Source organism: Alteriqipengyuania triglochinis (assembly GCF_054655655.1).
In genome coordinates, this window is sequence record NZ_BAAHNC010000003.1 from 54,315 (window position 1) to 74,460 (window position 20,146).

16 protein-coding genes are annotated in these 20,146 nt (G+C 65.8%); 5 read left to right on the forward strand and 11 right to left on the reverse strand.

The features are described 5' to 3' along the window. The first annotated feature begins 8 nt into the window (after nt 1-8). The 5 genes from ACYQ0L_RS10465 (at nt 9) to ACYQ0L_RS10485 (ending at nt 5,921) form a co-directional block, all read left to right on the forward strand. Nucleotides 9-572 (forward strand): fasciclin domain-containing protein, encoded by a 564-nt coding sequence (locus tag ACYQ0L_RS10465; RefSeq protein ID WP_459789097.1) that lies wholly within the window; start codon nt 9-11, stop codon nt 570-572. An 85-nt stretch (nt 573-657) separates the two neighbouring features. Further along, nucleotides 658-2,055 carry a serine hydrolase domain-containing protein gene (locus tag ACYQ0L_RS10470; RefSeq protein ID WP_459789099.1) on the forward strand — a complete coding sequence of 466 codons (1,398 nt, stop codon included), beginning with the start codon at nt 658-660 and terminating at the stop codon, nt 2,053-2,055. A gap of 65 nt (nt 2,056-2,120) precedes the next feature. Beyond that, entirely contained in the window at nt 2,121-4,265 is a 2,145-nt protein-coding gene (locus tag ACYQ0L_RS10475; RefSeq protein WP_459789100.1) for a prolyl oligopeptidase family serine peptidase, read from the forward strand. Between the two features lie 204 nt (nt 4,266-4,469). Further along, nucleotides 4,470-5,012 (forward strand): hypothetical protein, encoded by a 543-nt coding sequence (locus ACYQ0L_RS10480; RefSeq protein WP_459789101.1) that lies wholly within the window; start codon nt 4,470-4,472, stop codon nt 5,010-5,012. A 141-nt stretch (nt 5,013-5,153) separates the two neighbouring features. Continuing rightward, nucleotides 5,154-5,921 carry a hypothetical protein gene (locus ACYQ0L_RS10485; RefSeq protein WP_459789102.1) on the forward strand — a complete coding sequence of 256 codons (768 nt, stop codon included), beginning with the start codon at nt 5,154-5,156 and terminating at the stop codon, nt 5,919-5,921. A 36-nt stretch (nt 5,922-5,957) separates the two neighbouring features. Here ACYQ0L_RS10485 and ACYQ0L_RS10490 read toward each other — a convergent pair whose 3' ends face one another. The 11 genes from ACYQ0L_RS10490 to ACYQ0L_RS10540 form a co-directional block, all read right to left on the reverse strand. Next, entirely contained in the window at nt 5,958-6,725 is a 768-nt protein-coding gene (locus tag ACYQ0L_RS10490) for a trimeric intracellular cation channel family protein (protein ID WP_459789103.1), read from the reverse strand. Between the two features lie 200 nt (nt 6,726-6,925). Continuing rightward, on the reverse strand, nt 6,926-7,354 hold the full coding sequence (locus tag ACYQ0L_RS10495; RefSeq protein ID WP_459789104.1) for a VOC family protein: 429 nt from the start codon (nt 7,352-7,354) through the stop codon (nt 6,926-6,928). Continuing rightward, the gene (locus ACYQ0L_RS10500; protein ID WP_459789106.1) at nt 7,351-8,178 is read right to left on the reverse strand and encodes a hypothetical protein; all 828 of its coding nucleotides are present in this window, start codon (nt 8,176-8,178) and stop codon (nt 7,351-7,353) included. The genes ACYQ0L_RS10495 and ACYQ0L_RS10500 overlap by 4 nt, the downstream gene beginning before the upstream one ends. 19 nt (nt 8,179-8,197) lie before the next feature. Further along, on the reverse strand, nt 8,198-9,616 hold the full coding sequence (gene lpdA / locus ACYQ0L_RS10505; RefSeq protein WP_459789107.1) for a dihydrolipoyl dehydrogenase: 1,419 nt from the start codon (nt 9,614-9,616) through the stop codon (nt 8,198-8,200). A gap of 103 nt (nt 9,617-9,719) precedes the next feature. Next, nucleotides 9,720-10,997: a 2-oxoglutarate dehydrogenase complex dihydrolipoyllysine-residue succinyltransferase gene (gene odhB / locus ACYQ0L_RS10510; protein ID WP_459789108.1), complete on the reverse strand. Its 1,278-nt coding sequence runs from the start codon at nt 10,995-10,997 to the stop codon at nt 9,720-9,722. A 6-nt stretch (nt 10,998-11,003) separates the two neighbouring features. Next, nucleotides 11,004-13,862 carry a 2-oxoglutarate dehydrogenase E1 component gene (locus ACYQ0L_RS10515; RefSeq protein ID WP_459789109.1) on the reverse strand — a complete coding sequence of 953 codons (2,859 nt, stop codon included), beginning with the start codon at nt 13,860-13,862 and terminating at the stop codon, nt 11,004-11,006. A 122-nt stretch (nt 13,863-13,984) separates the two neighbouring features. Further along, on the reverse strand, nt 13,985-14,875 hold the full coding sequence (sucD, locus tag ACYQ0L_RS10520) for a succinate--CoA ligase subunit alpha (protein ID WP_459789111.1): 891 nt from the start codon (nt 14,873-14,875) through the stop codon (nt 13,985-13,987). 297 nt (nt 14,876-15,172) lie between these two features. After that, on the reverse strand, nt 15,173-16,147 hold the full coding sequence (mdh, locus tag ACYQ0L_RS10525; protein WP_459789113.1) for a malate dehydrogenase: 975 nt from the start codon (nt 16,145-16,147) through the stop codon (nt 15,173-15,175). Between the two features lie 229 nt (nt 16,148-16,376). Beyond that, entirely contained in the window at nt 16,377-18,317 is a 1,941-nt protein-coding gene (locus ACYQ0L_RS10530; protein ID WP_459789114.1) for a putative bifunctional diguanylate cyclase/phosphodiesterase, read from the reverse strand. 123 nt (nt 18,318-18,440) lie between these two features. Further along, nucleotides 18,441-18,755 (reverse strand): hypothetical protein, encoded by a 315-nt coding sequence (locus ACYQ0L_RS10535; protein ID WP_459789115.1) that lies wholly within the window; start codon nt 18,753-18,755, stop codon nt 18,441-18,443. 144 nt (nt 18,756-18,899) lie between these two features. Next, nucleotides 18,900-20,003: a cell wall hydrolase gene (locus tag ACYQ0L_RS10540; protein WP_459789117.1), complete on the reverse strand. Its 1,104-nt coding sequence runs from the start codon at nt 20,001-20,003 to the stop codon at nt 18,900-18,902. Nucleotides 20,004-20,146: the final 143 nt, after the last annotated feature.

Here is a 20,146-nt window from a genome sequence, read left to right on the forward strand (position 1 = left end):
GGCACGCAATGAATACGCATCTTGGAGCGGCGATCGCGTCGCTCGCATTGGCGCTGCCGCTGGCTGCGTGCGGCGATGCCGCCGACGCCGAAGGCAATGCGGTGGACACCACCGCCGAGCCGGGGCCGAGCCGCCTGTACGCCACGATCGGCGAGATCGACGAAGTCTCCACCGCGCACGATCTCATCAAGACCGCAGGTCTCGACACCACCTTCGTCGGCGTGGGCGCCTATACGCTGTTCCTGCCCAGCAACGAGGCGCTTGGCGCGCTGCCGGAAGAAGACATGGCCCGCCTGCAGACCGAGGAAGCGCGGCCCGAACTGATTGCCATGCTGCGCCGTCACATTGCGGTTGGTGCCATCGCCAAGGCCGATCTCGACCAGGCGCTGGAGCGCAATGGTGGTGCGATCCAGCTTGCCAGCGTGGCGGACAAGCCGATCGATATCCGCGAGATCGATGGCAAGATCGTGCTCGGCAATGCGGAGGATGCACCCCGGTTCACCGGCAAGGCCATCGCCGCTTCGAACGGCGTGATCTACGTGATCGACGGGCTGATCCCGCCGGGCGACTGAGGCGCGTGGGTAGTCCCAAGGAAAAGGCCGCCGGAGCGATCCTGCGGCCTTTTCTTTTAGTGGGTCTGTGGCACACTCGCGCACCATGATCCGCACCAGCCTTGCCGCGCTAGCGGCTTTCGCCCTTGCCACGCCGATTGCGGCCCAGTCGACCAGCCAGCCCGATCTCGACGCGCGCTACGACCGTGCGCTGGCCGCCGGGTACAAGGCGCTGTTCCTGTGCAGCGCGCTCGCCAATGCGCAGCGCAACGGGGTGGAGCGGACACCCGAGAGCGTCGAGGCGTGGGAGCTGACCGGCATCTATCCGCGCATCGCGGATATTGTCGGCGATCTGGACTATTCGATCTTGCCCGATGCTGCAGGCCGCGTGGCGCTGGTCGAGGTGGAATGGGCGGACGACATGCCACCGCGCTTTGCGGAAGGGTCGCACGATCAGGGCTGCCGCCTTGCACCGATCGGGCTCGAACCGAGCATGCCGGAGATGCGGGTGCCGCCGATGCCGGGGGAGGATGGGGGTGAGCTTGCTTCTCCGGGACCGCCCGGCAAGAGCCAGGCATCACAACTACTCAACAACGATCTGTCCGAATCGGTTGGTCCCATAGACCTGGCTTTTCGCGACACCTATGGCGAGGGAACGCGCACTACGGCTGTTGTCATTCAGCAGGGTGACGCGGAGCTTTTCAAGTACGCCCCCGGCTTCGGCCCCGACACGCCGCAGCGCACCTGGTCGGTCGCCAAGAGCATCGCCGCCACGCTGATCGGCGCCGCGGTCCAGCGGGGCGATGCGCAGGTGACCGACGGGCTCGCCTTCGATCAGTGGCGCTGGGACGCGCGGCGCGAGATCACCATCGACAACTTCCTGCGCATGGCCTCGGGCCGCTACAGCGATACGCCGGGCAACCGGACCGATCCGCTCTACATGGGGGGTGCGCTGGTGGCCGAGAGTGCAACCGGGTGGCCCCTGCTCTCCCAGCCGGGCACCGTGTTTCGCTATGCCAACAACGACACGCTGATGGCGGTCAAGGCGATTGAGGATACGTTCGAGAGCTACGATCCGGCGGACCTGTTCGAAGACATCGGCATGACCGGCACCGTAGCTGAAACCGATTGGGGCGGGGACTACATCCTCTCCAGCCAGGTCTGGGCGACGGCGGACGATCTCGCGAAGCTCGGGCGGCTCTATCTCAACGACGGTGTGACTTCCGATGGCAAGCGCCTCCTGCCGGAGAACTGGCGCGAATATGTTTCGACCCCCTCCGGCCCGCAGCCCGGCAATGGCTTCGGTTACGGCGCAGGCTGGTGGCTGTTCAACGACCACGAAGGCATCCCCGCCGATACCTTCGCCGCAATGGGCAATCGCGGGCAGTATGTGGTCGTCGTGCCGAGCCGCGATGCGGTGATCGTCCGGCGCGGCGAAGACCCCACAGGCAGCCGCTTCGATATCGTCGCCTTCACCCGCGACGTGCTTGCCGCGATCGATTGATTTGCGCGCCCGCGCTCGCGGACTACATAGCTCCCACGCTTTCCATCGCACACGAGGATACCTCCATGCTTCGCAACATCCTTCTCACCGGCGCGGCCACCGCGCTCGTCGCCGGTGCACTCCCGCTTGCCGCCCAGGCCCTGAGCGCGCCCGACTATCCCGAGACCCGCGCCGGCGATGTCGTCGAAGAGCAGTTCGGCGAACAGGTCGCCGACCCCTATCGCTGGCTGGAAAACGATGTCCGGGTCGACAGCGAGGTCGCGGACTGGGTCGCCCGGCAGAACGCGGTCACCGACGCCTTCCTCGACCGGCTGCCGGGTCGCGAGGCGCTGAAGGCGCGGATCACGCAGCTGACCGATTACGAGCGCTTCGGCCTGCCGAGCGAGAAGAGCGGGCACTATTTCTATACCCGCAACGACGGGCTCCAGAACCAATCGGTCCTCTACGTGCGCGATGGCCTCGATGGCGATGCCCGCGTCCTGATCGATCCCAACACCTGGGCGGCGGACGGCGCCACCGCGCTGGCCGATTATGCGATCACCGAGGATGGCAGCAAGCTGGCCTACGCCATCCAGGATGGCGGCAGCGACTGGCGCACGGTCAGGGTGATGGATGTCGCGACCGGCGGCGTGCTGGCCGACACGGTCGAGTGGGTGAAATTCTCCAACCTCGACTGGGCGAAGGACGGCAGCGGGTTCTACTACAGCCGCTTCCCCGCGACGGGCGAGGGGGAGACGTTCCAAGCGCTCAACACCAACCAGCAGGTCTATTTCCACCAGCTCGGCACCGATCAGGATGCCGACACGCTGGTCTACGAGACGCCCGACGAGCCCGAACTGAACCACATCGCGCAGGTGAGCGACGATGGCCGCTGGCTGATCGTGACCAGCTCCAGCGGGACCGACGAGCGGTACGAGATCAGCCTGATCGATCTGGAGCGTCCCGATGCCGAACCCGTCACGCTCGTTCCCGGGTTCGAATACGACTATTCCTATGTCGGCAATCTGGGCAGCCGCTTCTTCTTCGTCACCAATGACGATGCTCCGCTGAAGAAGGTCGTCACGACCGACCTCACCGCGCCGCAGCAGGGCTGGACGACGGTGATCCCGGAGACCGAACAGACTCTCGGCGGCGTTTCGCTGGTCGGTGGCAAGCTGATCGCGAGCTACCTCGTCGATGCGAAGAGCAAGATCGAGGTGTTCGGTCTCGACGGCACGCTCGAACGCGAAGTGGAGCTGCCCGGCATCGGCAGCGCGGGCGGCTTCGGCGGTGCGCCCGACGATGACGAAACCTTCTACAGCTTCTCCAGCTACAACCGGCCCTCCACAGTCTATCGCTACGACGTGGCGACCGGCGAAAGCACGGTCTGGGCACAGCCCGAGGTCGCCTTCGACCCCGACGATTTCGTGGTCGAGCAGACGTTCTACAACTCCAAGGATGGGACGCGCGTACCCATGTTCGTCGTCCGCAGCCGTGAGGTCGCCGAGAGTGGCGAGGCCGTCCCGACGCTGCTCTACGGTTACGGCGGGTTCAACATCAGCCTGACGCCGGGCTTCTCGCCATCGCGTCTCGCCTGGATCGAGGCGGGCGGTGCCTATGCGGTCGCCAACATCCGTGGCGGCGGCGAATACGGCAAGGCGTGGCACGATGGCGGGCGCCTCGACAACAAGCAGAACGTGTTCGACGATTTCATCGCGGCGGGCGAATATCTGATCGATCAGGGCATCACGCCGGAGAACGGCCTTGCGATCCAGGGCGGTTCGAACGGCGGCCTGCTGGTCGGTGCCGTCGCCAACCAGCGGCCGGACCTGTTTGCGGCGGGCAACGCGGCGGTCGGCGTGATGGACATGCTGCGCTTCAACCAGTTCACTGCCGGACGCTACTGGGTGGACGATTACGGCTATCCTGACCGGGAGGACGACTTCCGCACGCTGCTCGCCTATTCGCCCTATCACAATGTGCGCGATGGCGAGGATTACCCCGCGCTGCTGGTGACCACCGCCGATACCGACGACCGCGTCGTCCCGGGCCACAGCTTCAAGTACACCGCCGCGTTGCAGGCGGCGGACCTGGGCGAGCGGCCGCAGCTGATCCGGATCGAGACCCGCGCGGGCCACGGTTCGGGCAAACCGACCGACAAGGCGATCGAGGAGGCGTCGGATATCCTCGCCTTCCTCGCCGCCTTCACCGGGCTCGATCTCGCGGACTAGAAGGGACGGGGGCGGGGCCGGGTGCCCCGCCGCCACCGCTGGAGGAGCACCACGCGTCACCGTGGTCCTTTGCCCGCGTTCAGGTTCAAGGCATGTTATCTGAACGACGGCTTTCACCGCAATTCAGTCACACCTCACCGCGGGTTTCCTAGAACCACAGGCGTTCGGGCAATGGCGCTCGGCACCATAGTGAGGAGACCCACCATGCAAAGCTTCACCAAGGCCGCCCTGTGCACCGCTGCCGCGGGCGCCATGGCATTCACCTCTGCCGCCCCTGCCGAGGCGCAGCGCTACCGCGACCGCGACAATGACGGGATCGGCGTCGGCGAAGTGATCGCCGGGGCGCTGATCATTGGCGGCATCGCGGCCATCGCATCGGCCTCCAACAACGACCGCGATCGCTACCGCGACCGTGACCGCCGCTATCGCGACGACTATTACCGTTCCAACGGCAATCCGCGCGGCGCGATCGACAAGTGCGTGCGTGTTGCCGAGAATCAGGCGCGCCGTGCGGGCTATCGCTACGCCAACGTAGTCGACATCAACCGGGTGCGCGACACGCGCCGTGGCTGGAACATTACCGGCCGGATCGAAGTGGACGGTGCGCGCGGTTATCGCGACCAGCGCCGCGGCTACGACCGGCGCGGCTATGATCGGGGCGATCGCGGCCGCTTCAGCTGCCAGATCCGTCGCGGCCGGGTGGTCGATATCGACTATCGCGGTATTCGTGGCCTGAACCGCATCTAGGGTTTACGCTTCGTCGCGCTCGTCCGGCATGGTGGGTCGGGCGGCAGGGGAGGCGGTTCAGACCGGTGACAGGGCTGGCCGCCTATCCCGTTTCAAGGTCGCGCGGGAGTGCATGCTCCCCGTCTGGGAAAGTATCAGGGTATGAGCAATATCTCGAAAATCTCGATGGCTTGCGCGGTTGGCGTGCTGGCCGTGTCGCCCGCACAGGCGGTGGAGCTGCCGCGCGTGGGTGTTCCCGCCGAGCAGGCGGGTTATGCGACGCAGACCGTGCTCAACGATGGCGCCGACGAGGCCGACCATCGCCGTCGCTATCGCTACCGCCGTCATCGCGACCGGACCGATCTGGGCGACGTGGTGGCCGGTGCGGCGATCATTGGCGGCATCGTCGCAGTGCTCGCCGCGACGAGCCCCAAGAAGCGCGATAATCGCTACGATGACGGATACGACGATCGCTACGACAGCAGTGATGCCAGCAATGACGCTTCCGACCGCGCGGTGGACTCGTGCGTCGAACGGGTCGAGCGCGAGGAGCGGATCGGGTCGATCGACAATGTCGGGCGCAATGCCACCGGTTACTCGGTAACAGGCACGCTGGCGGCCGGCAGCGGCTTCGTCTGCCAGACCAGCGCTGCGGGCCGCGTGCTGAATGTCGATTACGGTGTGTCCAGCGTATCCTACCAGTCGGGCGGGGACACCTATGGCGACCCGCAATATTCGGATGATGTCTACGCCCGCGCGCGCGGACGCGTCTATTCGTCGCCCGCGACCTATTCCACGCCCGACAGCAATGCGCAGCCTGCCTATCCCGGCGGGCCGGTGCCGGGCGAGGATTACAGCGGCTACGAAGATTACGGCCAGGATTATGGGGACGGTTCGGGCGCCGACTACGGCGACGGCGAGCCTTACTGATCGTCCGCTACGCGAAACGCGACGGGCCCGCGGACGTCACGTCCGGGGGGCCGTTTCGTCTTCCAACGCCTCTTCCTCGAAGAAGATGCCGTCGCTTTCGGGCTCGATCGCGTCGGCCACGGCTTCAGTCCCGATCTCGGTTTCCCGCTCGCTCGCCATCTCGCGTTCGTGGAACGCCGGCAGCCCGAGATTGAAGCGGATCGCGGCGCTGCGCAGGATCACGCCGGCGAAGGCGGCGATCGCCCAGACGACCCAGTCGCTGAGCCCGTGCGGGTCGAACAGCCACATCCCGAAGCTGCACAGCGTAGCAGACAGTGCGGCGGCCGTTACATAGAGTTCGGGCCGCATCAGGATCGACGGACGGCCCGCGATGACGTCGCGGATGGTCCCACCGACGATCCCGGTGATGATGCCCATGATCGTGGCGGAAAGCGGCGGCAGGCCGTAGCTCATCGCCTTGGCCGCGCCGAGCACCGAATAGGCGGCGAGGCCGACCCCGTCGGCATAGTCGAACAGCTTGCCCTGCCACCAGCGGGTGGGCGTGTTCCAAACGATCGCGGCCATCGCGATGCATACGGCGGCATACCACGGGTGCCTCACCCAGAAGACCGGCGCATCGATCAGCAGGTCGCGCACCGTGCCGCCGCCGACGCCCGTCACCAGCGCGAAGAAGCCCATGGTGACGAAGGTCTGCCGCTCTCGCGCCGCGATGAGCGCGCCGGACAGCGCGAAGACCCCGACCCCGATCAGGTCGAGCCAGTCGAGCACCGGCGTCAGGATAACGGCGGGATCAGGAACCGGCATGGGCTCTCCCCCGATGCAAGGCATCCCCGCTGGGGCGGGCAGGGCCGGAGCAGGCGCGCGGGCCCCTTGCCGGACCGGTCAGCCGGTCGGGCCAGACGTGCCATGGGGCGAAACGCATCGTGCCGGGGTCGCGAGCCATGGGCGCGCCCTTATCGACCATACCGGCGCGGCACAATCGCTAGCGCGTCGGCCCGGCTGGATCAGTTCTTCGCGAACAGCTTGGCGGGGTCGGCCATCGCCTTGATCTCCAGCGCATTACCGCTGGGATCGCGGAAGAACATCGTCGCCTGTTCGCCCGGCTGGCCCCTGAAGCGCACGGTCGGCTCGATCACGAAGTGGAGGCCCGCGTCGGTCAGCCGGTCGGCCAGCGCCTGCCAGTCCTCCATCGGCAGCACCACGCCGAAATGGGGTACGGGCACCGCATCGCCATCGACCGAATTGCGATCCTCGCCGCGCGCGGCCACCGCTGCCGGGGCCAGATGCGCGACGATCTGGTGGCCGTAGAAATCATAATCGATCCAGTCCTTGTCCGACCGGCCCTCTTCGCAGCCGAGCAGCGCGCCGTAGAAATTGCGCGCGGCCTCAAGATCGTGGACCGGGAATGCGAGGTGGAAGGGATGTATCGTCATCGGGGCGCCTCGTTGGCTTCGGGCAGGGCGAAAGCGATGGCATGGGCCAGCGCAAAGCCGATGATCGCGGCCGCGCCATAGCCCGCCAGGGGAGTCGGGTAGTTGGAGATCAGCGCCGCGACAAGGAAGCCGAACAGGCTCATGCCCAGTGGATAGCGCGCCGTGCGCGGCAGGCCGGTGCCGAACAGCATGACCAGCGTCGCAATGGCGAGCGACAGGGCAAGGGCCACCGCCATGATCGGCGAGGCGCTGCTCGCGTCCTGCAGAACCCGTTCGACGAAGGGCGCGGGGGGCAGCTCGCCCCGAAGCGCCGCCGAGATTGCGACGAGAAATCCGATAATGATGACGATCCCGATGCGCCAGTCGGGGCGGACCTGGTAGAGCCCGGTAGCCGCACCGGTGAGGGCGAAGGCACTCGCGAAGTCCGGCTGGACCAGCGCGATCAGAATGGCGGCGAACAATGCGACCGGGCCCCAGAGGCGCTCACGCCCCGCCAGCACGGCCAGCGCTGGGATCGTGAGCATTCCGGCATGGAGAATGAAGGGGCCGACCGGCAGCCAGCGGGCGATGCCATTCATGTGTGGCCCGCTCAGCAGGGGCAGGGCGAATATCAGTACGAACACGCCGCCCGCGATCCGCACGGCCCGCCGGTCGAACCGGGGCATGCCGATCAGGAGAATCGCGCCGGCCGCAAGCAGCGCAGAGCCATTGACGATCAGGTAGCCGTGGGGGGCACCGAACAGCGCCATTGAGGCGAGCCCGGCAAGCACCGGCAGCGCGATGGCGATAAGCGCTGGAAACCGCTCTCGCCTATGCGCTGCCATGATGCCCATCATCCTTCGATCAGAAGTGGATCGGCTTGCCCTGCACCGCCATCGCCGCTTCCTTCGTCGCCTCGGCATGGGTCGGGTGCGCGTGGCAGGTATAGGCGATGTCCTCGGACGTCGCGCCGAACTCCATCGCGATCGCCGCCTCGGCGATCATCGTGCCGGCGGGCACGGCGATGGCCCATACGCCCAGCACGCGGTCGCTTTCCGCCTCTGCGATCACTTTCACGAAGCCATCGCCCTCGTGGTTGGTGCGCGCGCGGCTGTTGGCGAGCATCGGGAACTTGCCGACCTTCACCGCCTTCTTGTCGCCGCCCATCTTCTCGATGGCTTCCTCGGTCGTCAGGCCCACGCCTGCGATCTCGGGCCAGGTGTAGACGACGCTCGGGATGATAGCGTGGTTCACGATGCCGGTCTGGCCCGCGATGTTTTCCGCGACGGCAATGCCCTCATCCTCGGCCTTGTGCGCCAGCATCGGGCCGGGGACGCAATCGCCGATCGCCCACACGCCGTCCACCTTGGTGCGGAAATCGTGATCGGTCTCGATCTGGCCGCGCTTGTTGGTTTCCAGCCCGATCGCATCGAGGCCGAGGCCGTCGGTGTTCGGCTTGCGCCCGATCGAGACGAGCACACAATCGGCTTCCATCGTTTCCGGGTCGCCGCCAGCGGCTGGTTCGAGGGTCAGGGTTGCGGTCTTGCCCTTCACGGACACGCCGGTGACCTTGGTCGAAAGCTTGAACTCGATCCCCTGCTTGCGGAAGATCTTGCGCGCTTCCTTGCGCACGTCGCCGTCCATACCGGGCAGGATTTCGTCGAGGAATTCGACGCAGGTGACTTCGGCACCCAAACGGCGCCAGACCGAGCCGAGCTCCAGCCCGATCACGCCGCCACCGATGACGACCATTTTCTTGGGCACGGCAGGCAGCTCGAGCGCGCCGGTGCTATCGACCACCACGTGCTTGTCGTTGTCGATTTCGACACCCGGCAGCGGAGTGACCGAGGAACCGGTCGCGATCACGATGTCCTTCGCGGTGACGGTTTCATCGCCCACCTTCACGGTGTGCGCATCCTGGAAGGTGGCGTAGCCCTTCTTCCAGTCGACCTTGTTCTTCTTGAACAGGCCTGCGACGCCCCCCGTCAGACCCTTCACCGCATCGCGGCGCTGGGCGTGCATCTGGTCGAGGTTGAGCTTGGGCTCCACGTCGATCCCGAGTTCCTTCATCGTGCCGTTCTTGGCCGCGTCGAAAAACTCGCTCGCATGCAGCATCGCCTTGGAGGGAATGCAGCCGACGTTGAGGCAGGTGCCGCCCAGCGTCTCGCGCCCTTCGGCGCACGCGGTCTTGAGGCCCAGCTGCGCGGCGCGGATTGCGGCGACATAACCGCCCGGGCCTGCACCGATGACAAGGACGTCGTAATCGTAGTTGTGGTCAGCCATTTCTCTACCTTCGTCATCCCCGCGAAGGCGGGGACCCATCTTCTGCCGTCCGGAGCCGGGTTCCCGCCTTCGCGGGAATGACGAACGGCAGCTTCGTGCAAACTTACAGGTCGATCAGCATCCGGGTCGGATCTTCGATCGCTTCCTTCATGATCTTCAGCGCGGTCACGGCCTCGCGGCCATCGATCAGGCGGTGGTCGTAGCTGAGTGCGATATACATCATCGGGCGAATCTCGACCTTGCCGTTGATCGCCACGGGGCGATCCTCGATCCGGTGGAGGCCCAGCACCGCGCTTTGCGGCGGGTTGATGATCGGGGTACTCATCAGCGATCCGAACACGCCGCCGTTGGAGATGGTGAAGGTACCGCCCTTCATGTCTTCCATCGTCAGCGTGCCGTCCTTGGCGCGGGCGCCGAAGTCCGCAATGTCCTTCTCGATTTGCGCGAAGCCCTTCTTGTCGGCATCGCGGATCACAGGCACGACCAGCCCGTTGGGCGCGCTGACCGCGACCGAGATGTCGACGAAGTCGTGATAAACGATCTCGTCGCCCTCGATATAGGCGTTGGCGGCGGGCACGTCCTTCAGCGCAAGGCATGCGGCCTTCGCGAAGAAGCCCATGAAGCCGAGCTTGATGTCGTGCTTCTTGGCGAAGAGATCCTTGTACTTCTCGCGCGTTTCGATGACCGCGCTCATGTCCACATCATTGAAGGTGGTCAGCAGCGCCGCATTGTCCTGCGCGCCCTTGAGGCGCTTGGCGATCGTCTGGCGCATCCGCGTCATCTTGACGCGTTCCTCGCGGCGTTCGCCCGAAGCCACGGTGGCGGGGGCGGAGGAGGGCGCGGGCGAAGGAGCCGGGCTCGAATCGCCCTTGTTCTTCGCCGCCGCGATCACATCTTCCTTGGTCAGGCGGCCGTCCTTGCCGGTGCCCTTGATGCTGCTGGGATCGACGCCGTATTCCAGCACCGCGCGGCGCACCGCGGGCGACAGCGTCTGGCTGCCTTCCGTAGCGCCCTCGTCGTGGTTGCCATAGGCGGCCTGGCCGGTGTCGGCCTCTTTCGAGGCGGCAGCGGACTCGTCCTTGCCGGCAGATTTGCCCGCGCCCTGATCGCGGTTCGCCTCGTCGCCCTTCGCGGCAGGTGCGCCGCCTTCGGCGACGGTCGCGATCACCGCGCCGACTTCGACATTGTCGCCGACTTCGGCGCGCAGTTCCTCGATCACGCCCGCCACGGGGGAGGGAACGTCGACCGCGACCTTGTCCGTCTCGAGGCTGGCGATGGGCTCGTCCACGGCAACCGCGTCGCCGGGTTGCTTGAGCCATTCGGCGATGGTGCCTTCGGTGACCGATTCACCAAGCTGGGGGACCGTGATCTCGGTAGCCATGTTTCGTCAGACCTTCTTTTCGGCGATTTCGGTTTTCTTGAGGGCACGCTTGGCCGCGCCGCCATCGGCAAGACCCAGCGCGATCGTTACGAGCGCTTCCTGTTGCGCCTGGTGGCGCTTGGCGAGCCCGGTGGCGGGCGAGGCGGCTTCCTCGCGCCCGGCGTAGGATGGGCGCATGCCGTCCTTGCCGGCGGCGCTCAGCGCAGCCTCGATCCGCTCGTTCACGAAGAACCATGCGCCATTGTTGCGCGGCTCTTCCTGGCACCAGACGATGCTTTCGAGGTTGGGCATCCGGCCGATGCGCTCGGCCAGCGGCTCGCCGGGGAAGGGATAGAGCTGTTCGACCCGCAGGATCGAGACATCGTCCAGTTCTTCCTCGTCGCGCTTCTCGATCAGGTCGAAGGCGACCTTGCCCGAACACAGGACAAGCCGTTTCACCTTCTCGTCCGCGATGTCCTTCGTATCGGCAAGGATGCGCTTGAACTGCGATTCGCCCATGAACTGGTCGGCGCTGCTCTTCGCCATCGGATGGCGCAGCAGGCTCTTGGGCGTCATGATGATCAGCGGCTTGCGGAACGGACGCAGCATCTGCCGGCGCAGCACATGGAAATAATTGTGCGGCATGGTGATGTTGCACACCTGGATATTGTCGTTCGCGCACAGTTGCAGGAACCGTTCGAGCCGGGCGGAGCTATGCTCCGGCCCCTGGCCCTCGTACCCGTGCGGCAGCAGCATCACGAGGCCGTTGGCGCGCAGCCACTTGACCTCGCCCGCGGCGATGAACTGGTCGATCATGATCTGCGCGCCATTGGCGAAATCACCGAACTGCGCTTCCCACAACACCAGCGTCTTGGGATCGGCCAGCGCAAAGCCGTATTCGAAGCCGAGCACGCCGTATTCGGACAGCGGGCTGTCGTAGACCTCGAACTTGCCATGCGGAACCGTGGTGAGCGGGATGTACTTCTCGCCCTCCACCTTCTGGTCGTGCCACACCGCGTGCCGCTGGCTGAATGTGCCGCGACCCGAATCCTGGCCCGACAGGCGCACGCCGTAGCCTTCCGAGGCGAGGCTGCCGAAGGCGAGCGCTTCGCCGGTCGCCCAGTCGAAGCCTTCGCCCTTCTCGAACATCTCGCGCTTGGCGTCGAGCACGCGGTTCAGCGTGCGGTGAATCGTGAGATCTTCCGGAACCGTCGTGAGCGTGCGGCCGAGGCTTTCGAACAGCTTCTTCGGGATCGCGGTTTCGACATTGCGCCGCGCGGTCTCCGGATCGACCGGCTTGTTGAGGCCGGCCCAGCGTCCGCCGAACCAGTCCGCCTCGTTCGCCTTGTAGTTCTTGCCCGCGTCGAATTCTTCCTGGAGATGCGCGGTGAATTCGTCGCGCTGGCCTTCCACGAAGCCGTTGTCGATTACGCCGTCCTGCAGCAGCCGGTCCGAATAGATCACGCTGACCTTCGGGTGCTTCTTGATCGCGGCATACATCTGCGGCTGGGTGAAGCTCGGCTCGTCACCCTCGTTGTGGCCGAAGCGGCGATAGCACCACATGTCGATCACGATGTCGCGGCCGAAGCGCTGGCGGTATTCGATCGCCAGCTTGCACGCGAAGGTGACGGCTTCGGGATCGTCGCCGTTGACGTGCAGGATCGGCGCCTGGACGCCCTTCGCCACGTCGGACGGGTAGGGCGATGACCGCGCGAATTTCGGGCTGGTCGTAAAGCCGATCTGGTTGTTGATGATGAAGTGGATGACGCCGCCGGTATTGTAGCCCGGAATGCCGGAGAAGCTGAGCGTCTCCCACACGATGCCCTGGCCTGCGAAGGCGGCGTCGCCGTGGATCAGCACGGGCAGCACCTGTTCGTGCTTGCTCAGGTCGTCGCGGAAGGCCTGCTGCGCGCGCGCCTTGCCCAGCACCACGGGGTCCACCGCTTCGAGGTGCGACGGATTGGGCACCAGGCTCATGTGGACCTTGATGCCGTCGAATTCGCGGTCGGTGCTGGTGCCGAGATGGTATTTCACGTCGCCTGATCCGCCCACGTCTTCCGGGTTGGCGCTGCCGCCCTGGAATTCATGGAAGATCACGCGGTAGGGCTTGGCCATCACGTTGGCGAGCACGTTCAGCCGGCCGCGGTGGGCCATGCCGTAGATGATCTCGCGCACGCCCATCTGGCCGCCATATTTGATGACCGCTTCCAGCGCGGGGATCATCCCCTCGCCGCCGTCGAGCCCGAAACGCTTGGTACCGACGTATTTCTTGCCGAGGAAGTTTTCGAACTCCTCGCCCCGGATCACGGCGGAAAGGATCGCGCGCTTGCCTTCGGGGGTGAACTGGATGACGTCTTCGGGGCCCTCGATCCGGTCTTGGAGGAAGCGGCGTTCCTCCACGTCCGAGATGTGCATGTATTCAAGGCCGACCTTGCCGCAGTAATTGGCCTTGAGCACTTCGTAGAGCTCGCGCGGGGTGGTCCATTCGAGGCCCAGATTGCCGCCGACATAGATCTGCCGGTTCATCGCGTCCTGGGGGAAGTGCCATTCCAGCTTCAGGTCTTCGGGCAGATCGCGCTTCGACAGGCCCAGCGGGTCGAGATCGGAAGCGAGGTGGCCGCGGACGCGGAAGGTGCGGATCAGCAGCATCGCGCTGATCGCGTCCTGCGCTGCCTGGGTAACGCTCGCCTCGTCGACGGGCTTGCCCGCCTTTTCGGCCGCCTTCTTGACCGCCGCCTTCATCGCCGTCGGGTCGAGCGCCTGCGTCAGGTCACCCTCTGCGCCGATATCGGTCAGCGGCCAGTTGGGACGCGCCCAGCTCGGGCCGGGCTGTGCGCCTTCCTGGTCGCCGAGTTCCGGCAGGAAAGACTGGTTTTCGTTACCCATTGAAATTCACTCATGCAGTCCGGGGAAAGAGGACGCTTCCATCATAGAAGCTTTTACCGCGCAGATAGGTCCTCCCCGTGTTGGTGGTGGCCCCGGCGCGCGCCGGCGCCACCATCGGTCACTCAGGCATTTTCCTTCAGCAGATCGGCCAGCGTCGTGCCCAGTTCGCTGGGGGACGCCGCCACGCGGATGCCGGCATCTTCCATCGCCGCGATCTTGTCGTCCGCGCCGCCCTGGCCGCCCGAGACGATCGCGCCGGCATGGCCCATGCGGCGGCCCGGAGGCGCCGTACGGCCTGCGATGAAGCCGACCATCGGCTTGGAACGGCCCTTGGCGCGCTGTTCCTTGATGAACTGCGCGGCTTCTTCCTCGGCGCTGCCGCCGATTTCGCCGATCATGATCATGCTCTCGGTTTCCGGATCGTCGAGGAACAGGTCGAGCACGTCGATGAAGTTGGTGCCGTTGACCGGGTCGCCGCCAATGCCGACCGCCGTCGTCTGGCCGAGGCCTGCATTGGTCGTCTGGTGCACGGCTTCGTAGGTCAGCGTGCCCGAACGCGAGACCACGCCGACGCTGCCCTTGGAGAAGATGGAGCCAGGCATGATGCCGATCTTGCATTCGCCGGGCGTCAGCACGCCGGGGCAGTTCGGGCCGATCAGGCGCGAATTGCTGCCCGCGAGCGCGGCCTTCGCGCGCACCATGTCGAGCACGGGGATGCCTTCGGTGATCGTCACGATCAGCTCGACACCCGCGTCGATCGCTTCGCAGATCGCGTCGGCGGCGAAGGGCGGCGGGACGTAGATGACCGACGCAGTCGCGCCGGTTTCCGCCACGGCTTCCTTCACCGTGTTGAAATTCGGCAGGCCGAGATGCGTGGTGCCGCCTTTGCCGGGCGTGACACCGCCAACCATCTGCGTCCCGTAATCGAGCGCCTGCTGCGTGTGGAAGGTGCCGGTTTCACCGGTCATCCCCTGGGTGATGACCTTGGTATTCTTGTCTACGAGGATGCTCATGTTTCTGTCCTTCGCCCGCCTATCAGATGCGGATCTTCCGATGTTTCAAAAAGGTAATCGCGCCGACTGCAGCCGGGACGAGGAAAAGTGCCGCACATCCGAGGATTGCCAATGCAACTGCGCCTCCGGTTGATGGGCTATGGTTCTGCGAAAGAGCCCAGATGCAAAGGCAGGCAAATGCTAGGCACTCGATGGCGACACCGACCCCAAGGATCGCCCAATGCCGCCTTTTTCCAAGCCAGGCGTGGAGCCCGACCCAGGCGACATAGAGGCAAAGCCCAAGGGTCAGTTGCCAAGTCACGCCAGCGAGCTATCCAGCCCCTTGCACGCTTCGAGCAGCTCTTCGACCGCGTCGGTGCTGACCTTGAGGTTGCTCTTTTCCTCGTCCGACAGTTCGATCTCGATCACTTCTTCGGTGCCGCCCGCGCCGATCACGGTGGGGACGCCCACGTAGAGCCCGTCGAGGCCGTACTTGCCTTCGACATAGCTGGCGCAGGGCAGGATGCGCTTCTGGTCGCCAAGGTACGCTTCGGCCATGCTGATCGCGCTCGTGGCGGGGGCGTAATAGGCCGAGCCATTGCCGAGAAGGCCGACGATCTCGCCGCCGCCCTTGCGGGTGCGGTCGACGATTTCATCGATGCGGCTCTGGTCGACGCCCTTGATCTTGGCGAAGTCGTTGACCGGGATGCCGTTGATCGTGGTGTAGCTGGTGACGGGGACCATGGTGTCGCCGTGGCCGCCGAGCACGAAGGCGTTCACGTCCTTCACCGAAACGTCGAATTCCCACGCGAGGAAGGTCGCGAAGCGCGCCGAGTCGAGAACGCCGGCCATTCCGACGACCTTGTTGTGCGGCAGGCCGGAGAATTCGCGCAGCGCCCACACCATCGCGTCGAGCGGGTTGGTGATGCAGATTACGAACGCGTCGGGGGCATTGTTCTTGATGCCTTCGCCGACCGCCTTCATCACCTTGAGGTTGATGCCGAGCAGGTCGTCGCGGCTCATACCCGGCTTGCGGGGCACACCGGCGGTGACGATGATCACGTCGGCCCCGGCGATGTCGGCATAGTCGTTCGAACCGGTGATCTTGGCGTCGAAGCCTTCGACCGGGCCACACTGGCTGAGGTCCAGCGCCTTGCCCTGCGGCATGCCCTCGGCGATGTCGAACAGGACGATGTCGCCCATTTCCTTCTTCGCCGCGAGATGGGCGAGGGTGCCTCCGATCATGCCGGAGCCGATGAGGGCGATCTTCTTGCGTCCTGCGGAATTGGCCATGGGAGCGTTTCAGTCCTTCTTGCCGGGGACGCCGCGGTTGCCGTTCATACGTGCAAAGCCTTCACGCTCCATCGGCGTCCCCGAGGGGTTGCGCGCGAAAGCCTGCTTCTGGCGAGTGGACGTAGGCTTGGAGATACGGGATTGCAACCGGCAAAAGGGCTGGATTGCAAGGCTTTTCAGATATTGATTTGCAAGAGCATTATCGATCCTGCGCCACGCGCAATCCGTCTCAGGCAGCGCGCAGTCCGTCGCCTTCGCGATCCTGCGCCAGCAGCATGGCGGCCAGATAGTCGGGCACCGCGCGGCTGAAGAAATAGCCCTGGCCCAGCGTGCAGCCCGCTTCACGAACGGTGTCGACCTGCTCCTGTTCCTCCAGCCCTTCGGCGACGATCTCCATGTCGAGCTGGTGGCCCAGTGCGGCGACGGCCCGGATGATGGCGTGCGCGCGGGGGCCGGCGTCTTCGCCCGAGACGAAGCAGCGGTCGACCTTGATCTTGGAGAAGGGATATTTGTGGATGTAGGCGAGCGAGGAATAGCCCGTGCCGAAGTCGTCGAGCGCGAAGCGCACGCCCTTGGCCGACAGTTCCTCGATGAAGCTGGCGGTCTGGTCGTTGTCTTCGACGAACAGCGTCTCGGTCACTTCCAGCTCGAGCCGCGAGGGGTCGAGGCGCGCCTCCTGCAAGGCACTCTCGATCGCGAGCACCGCGCCCGGAGCCTTGATCTGCAGCGGCGAGAGGTTGACCGCGACGCTGACATCCTCGGGCCACTCGGCACAGGCGAGCGCGGCCTGCCGGGTGATCCAGTTGCCCAGCGTCACGATGACGCCGGTTTCCTCGGCGACCGGGATGAACTCGGCCGGGCGCAGCTCGCCCTTGACCGGGTGGAACCAGCGCAGCAGCGCTTCGAAAGAGCGGATGCGCCCGGTCTTGAGGTCGACGATCGGCTGGAAGAACAGCGACAATTCGTCGCGCTTGATCGCCAGCCGCAGCTCGGCCTCGATCTCGCGCCGGTTCGCCAGATCGCGTGTCATCGAGGGATCGAAGAAACGGTGGCTCCCGCGCGACTCGAGCTTGGCATGATACAGCGCAAGGTCGGCCGCCTGCATCAGCCGGTCGGCATCGGTCCCGTCGTCGGGCATCATCGCGATGCCCATCGAGCCGCTGATCTCGAGCCGTTCGGAATCGAGCCGGATCGGGCGCATGACCTGTTCGAGAATCCGCGTCGCCAGCGCTTCGCACTGTTCGCGGTGATGGACGTTGCAGAAGAACACGAACTCGTCGCCGCCGAAGCGCGCGATCCCCGCGCCTTCGGGCAGGCTGTCGCGCAGACGACGGGCGATCTCGGCAAGCAGCTGGTCGCCCAGCTGGTGGCCCATCAGGTCGTTGACCTCCTTGAACCGGTCGAGGTCGAGCCAGAACAGCGCCAGCGGCTGGTCCGGTTCGGTCTGCATCAGATGGGTCACGAGCAGCTCGTTGAGGCCGGCCCGGTTCTTCAGACCGGTAACGACGTCGCTATGGGCGAGCTGTTCCATCTTGCGCGCCAGCCGCTCGCTCGTCTCGGCAGCGATGATCGACCGGCTCAGCACGCGCTGCATGTTCACCGTCACGCTGGTGGTGGAGGGAATCACGAGCAGGATCGAGACGGCGAGCATCAGCATCGCGATCGATCCGTTCATCACGCAGGCGACGAGCACCGGTGAGAAGCTCAACATCATCTGGCACAGCGCGATCACTTGGCGACCGGCATTGCGTGAGGCGATCGCCATGCCGTAGCACAGTGCGCACGAAACCATCATGACGACGACTTCGACCGGCGCTTCGTAAAGGATCGTCATCGCGCCGAGCAGCCCGAACAGCAGGGCGTAGCTGAAGGCCCCGATTTCGAACACCAGTTCGAGCATGCGCGTCGACGCGGAAGGTGACGCAGCAAGCGCGTAGGACGACACGATACGCGCGATCGCCACCACGGTCAGCAGCGCGACCGAAACGATCACCGGCGTTTCCGGCACGTGGAATGCGGTGACGAATGCGGTCAGGATGCCGATCGCGGCACCGATGGCCAGGCTGAGGGGTTGGGTATAGAGAGTGCTGACGAGCGTGCGCCGGACGCGCTCGCTCATCTCGTCCCCGGTTAACAGGCGCTGCCACGTCTCGGTGGCGTCACGGATCACTCTCGACATCATCGCAACGACCGCACTACGCAATAACCGTCACAAAAGGCTTAACGCGCGCGTTACCACGCTCGTGCGCGCACATCCGGGCCATCGCAACGGGGATGCGGGGCAGATCCTGGGTCAGACAGGGTTTCCCCATGCGGAAGAAAGCGTTTCGGCGAGCCTGCGGTCGAGCGCGCGGCAGATATTCGCCCAGAAAACGAAGTTTTCCTCGTCCCCGGCGTCGAACGCTTTCGTGGCCCGCGCATGCGCGTCATGCGCCGCATTCATGTGATGGCGCGCGAAATGCCCCAGCGCTGCGCGCATCTCCGCTTCGTCCTGCGCCGGGCGTCCGGGCAGCACGTTGTCGTTGGCGGGTTCCGGAATGCGCACGGGGATAGAACCGCCCTGCGACAGGCGATAGCTGGGGCGGTTGGGGGCAAGGCCGCGGGGCATCGGTAAGGATCCTGCGATTGGGAGATGGATCGATCCTTGCATCAATAGAGGCCGGGCATGAATCTTTCGCGCAGAAGCACGGTTACGGCAAATTAACCACGCTCTGCCGGGCTGGCGCGGCCGCCGGGCCGCTGCCGATGCGGCTCAGTTTGGTTGCGCGATCCACCGCCCGCTATTGGCGTATTCGGGGCGGACGCTGCCCGGGCCTTCGGTCGGCACGGGATTGTCCTGCCGCGAAGTCTGCGCCCGGGCGCCCGCGCTGCCGGACGGCGCGGGGGATGCGCCGACGGAGGGCGAAGCCGCCGGGACAGATGTCGCTTCCGCGCCGTCATATTGCCGCGCCACGGCGATTGGATCGGGCGCGGGCTCGCTGACCGCGGCAGCGCGGGCAGGCACGGGCACCGGCTCGCCCCCGCGGTAGACGTCGCTGAACGCATCGGGGCGGCTGGCATTGCCCGGCCAGCGATAGAAGCGGTGCGCGCCGATCGTGCCGATGTGCGCGAGGCTGGGGGCCCAGTACGGATTGACCCAGGTGGTGTGATAATGCGTAGCGAGGCCGACCGGTGCGTAGACCTGCCCCGACAGGGCGCGGCGCGCCACCGACAGCGCCCGGGCCCAGGACGTTGCCGAGGGCTTGCGGTCCAGCGAACCGTCGCAGGTAAAGGTGAACTGACAGCCGGTGCGCCGCTGCGATCCCTGATAGACGACCCCGCATACGGTCCTGGGATAGGCCGGATGCGCCACGCGGTTCAGGACCACCTGTGCGACCGCCCGCTGGCCACCTTCGCTCTCGCTCGCGGCTTCGTAATAGACCGCCTTGGCAAGGCAATCGAGCGCGCGGGCCTTGTCGATCCCCGTGCCGCGGCTGACGAAAGCGTGCGCCGCGGGACCCGCCGCCTCGATCGCGATCGCTGCATCGGGATCGCCGTTCCACGCTCCGATCGGGTTGATACCCTTGCCCCCGTCCACCGCCGCGTTGGCGGTGCCGGCGGCGGCGGGCGGATCGGCCAGAAAGTAGAACGCCGAGCCCGGAAAGCTCGCCCCGGCCTTCTCGAACGCCATCGGTTCCATCAGACTGTCCGCCACGATCTCGCTCGCTTCGGGGGCGATTTCGGGCAGCCGCCATTCCGCCTGCGCCGCCATGGCGGGCAGGGCCAGCGCGCCGCACAGCACCGCCACGCCGCGCCATGCCTTGCGGGCAGCGACGGGGCGGGGGGCGATCTGGGCTGGGCGGCGGGTCTGGCGCAAGCGAATCCTTGACGGAAGGTGGATGGAGCGGGGCAGGGCGCCACTAGGCGTTAAGCTTCGCAAGCGCGCCGTCTGCGTATGCACCGTATTGTAGCGGGACAGCCCGATGCGAAGCATGAACCGGCGTGGTTAACCCTGGATTG

Bases quoted from the DNA above. Each gene is read 5' to 3' on its own strand.
- ACYQ0L_RS10465 (WP_459789097.1), top strand. From the start codon at position 9: ATGAATACGCATCTTGGAGCGGCGATCGCGTCGCTCGCATTGGCGCTG.
- ACYQ0L_RS10470 (WP_459789099.1), top strand. From the start codon at position 658: ATGATCCGCACCAGCCTTGCCGCGCTAGCGGCTTTCGCCCTTGCCACG.
- ACYQ0L_RS10475 (WP_459789100.1), top strand. From the start codon at position 2,121: ATGCTTCGCAACATCCTTCTCACCGGCGCGGCCACCGCGCTCGTCGCC.
- ACYQ0L_RS10480 (WP_459789101.1), top strand. From the start codon at position 4,470: ATGCAAAGCTTCACCAAGGCCGCCCTGTGCACCGCTGCCGCGGGCGCC.
- ACYQ0L_RS10485 (WP_459789102.1), top strand. From the start codon at position 5,154: ATGAGCAATATCTCGAAAATCTCGATGGCTTGCGCGGTTGGCGTGCTG.
- ACYQ0L_RS10490 (WP_459789103.1), bottom strand. From the start codon at position 6,725: ATGCCGGTTCCTGATCCCGCCGTTATCCTGACGCCGGTGCTCGACTGG.
- ACYQ0L_RS10495 (WP_459789104.1), bottom strand. From the start codon at position 7,354: ATGACGATACATCCCTTCCACCTCGCATTCCCGGTCCACGATCTTGAG.
- ACYQ0L_RS10500 (WP_459789106.1), bottom strand. From the start codon at position 8,178: ATGGCAGCGCATAGGCGAGAGCGGTTTCCAGCGCTTATCGCCATCGCG.
- lpdA (WP_459789107.1), bottom strand. From the start codon at position 9,616: ATGGCTGACCACAACTACGATTACGACGTCCTTGTCATCGGTGCAGGC.
- odhB (WP_459789108.1), bottom strand. From the start codon at position 10,997: ATGGCTACCGAGATCACGGTCCCCCAGCTTGGTGAATCGGTCACCGAA.
- ACYQ0L_RS10515 (WP_459789109.1), bottom strand. From the start codon at position 13,862: ATGGGTAACGAAAACCAGTCTTTCCTGCCGGAACTCGGCGACCAGGAA.
- sucD (WP_459789111.1), bottom strand. From the start codon at position 14,875: ATGAGCATCCTCGTAGACAAGAATACCAAGGTCATCACCCAGGGGATG.
- mdh (WP_459789113.1), bottom strand. From the start codon at position 16,147: ATGGCCAATTCCGCAGGACGCAAGAAGATCGCCCTCATCGGCTCCGGC.
- ACYQ0L_RS10535 (WP_459789115.1), bottom strand. From the start codon at position 18,755: ATGCCCCGCGGCCTTGCCCCCAACCGCCCCAGCTATCGCCTGTCGCAG.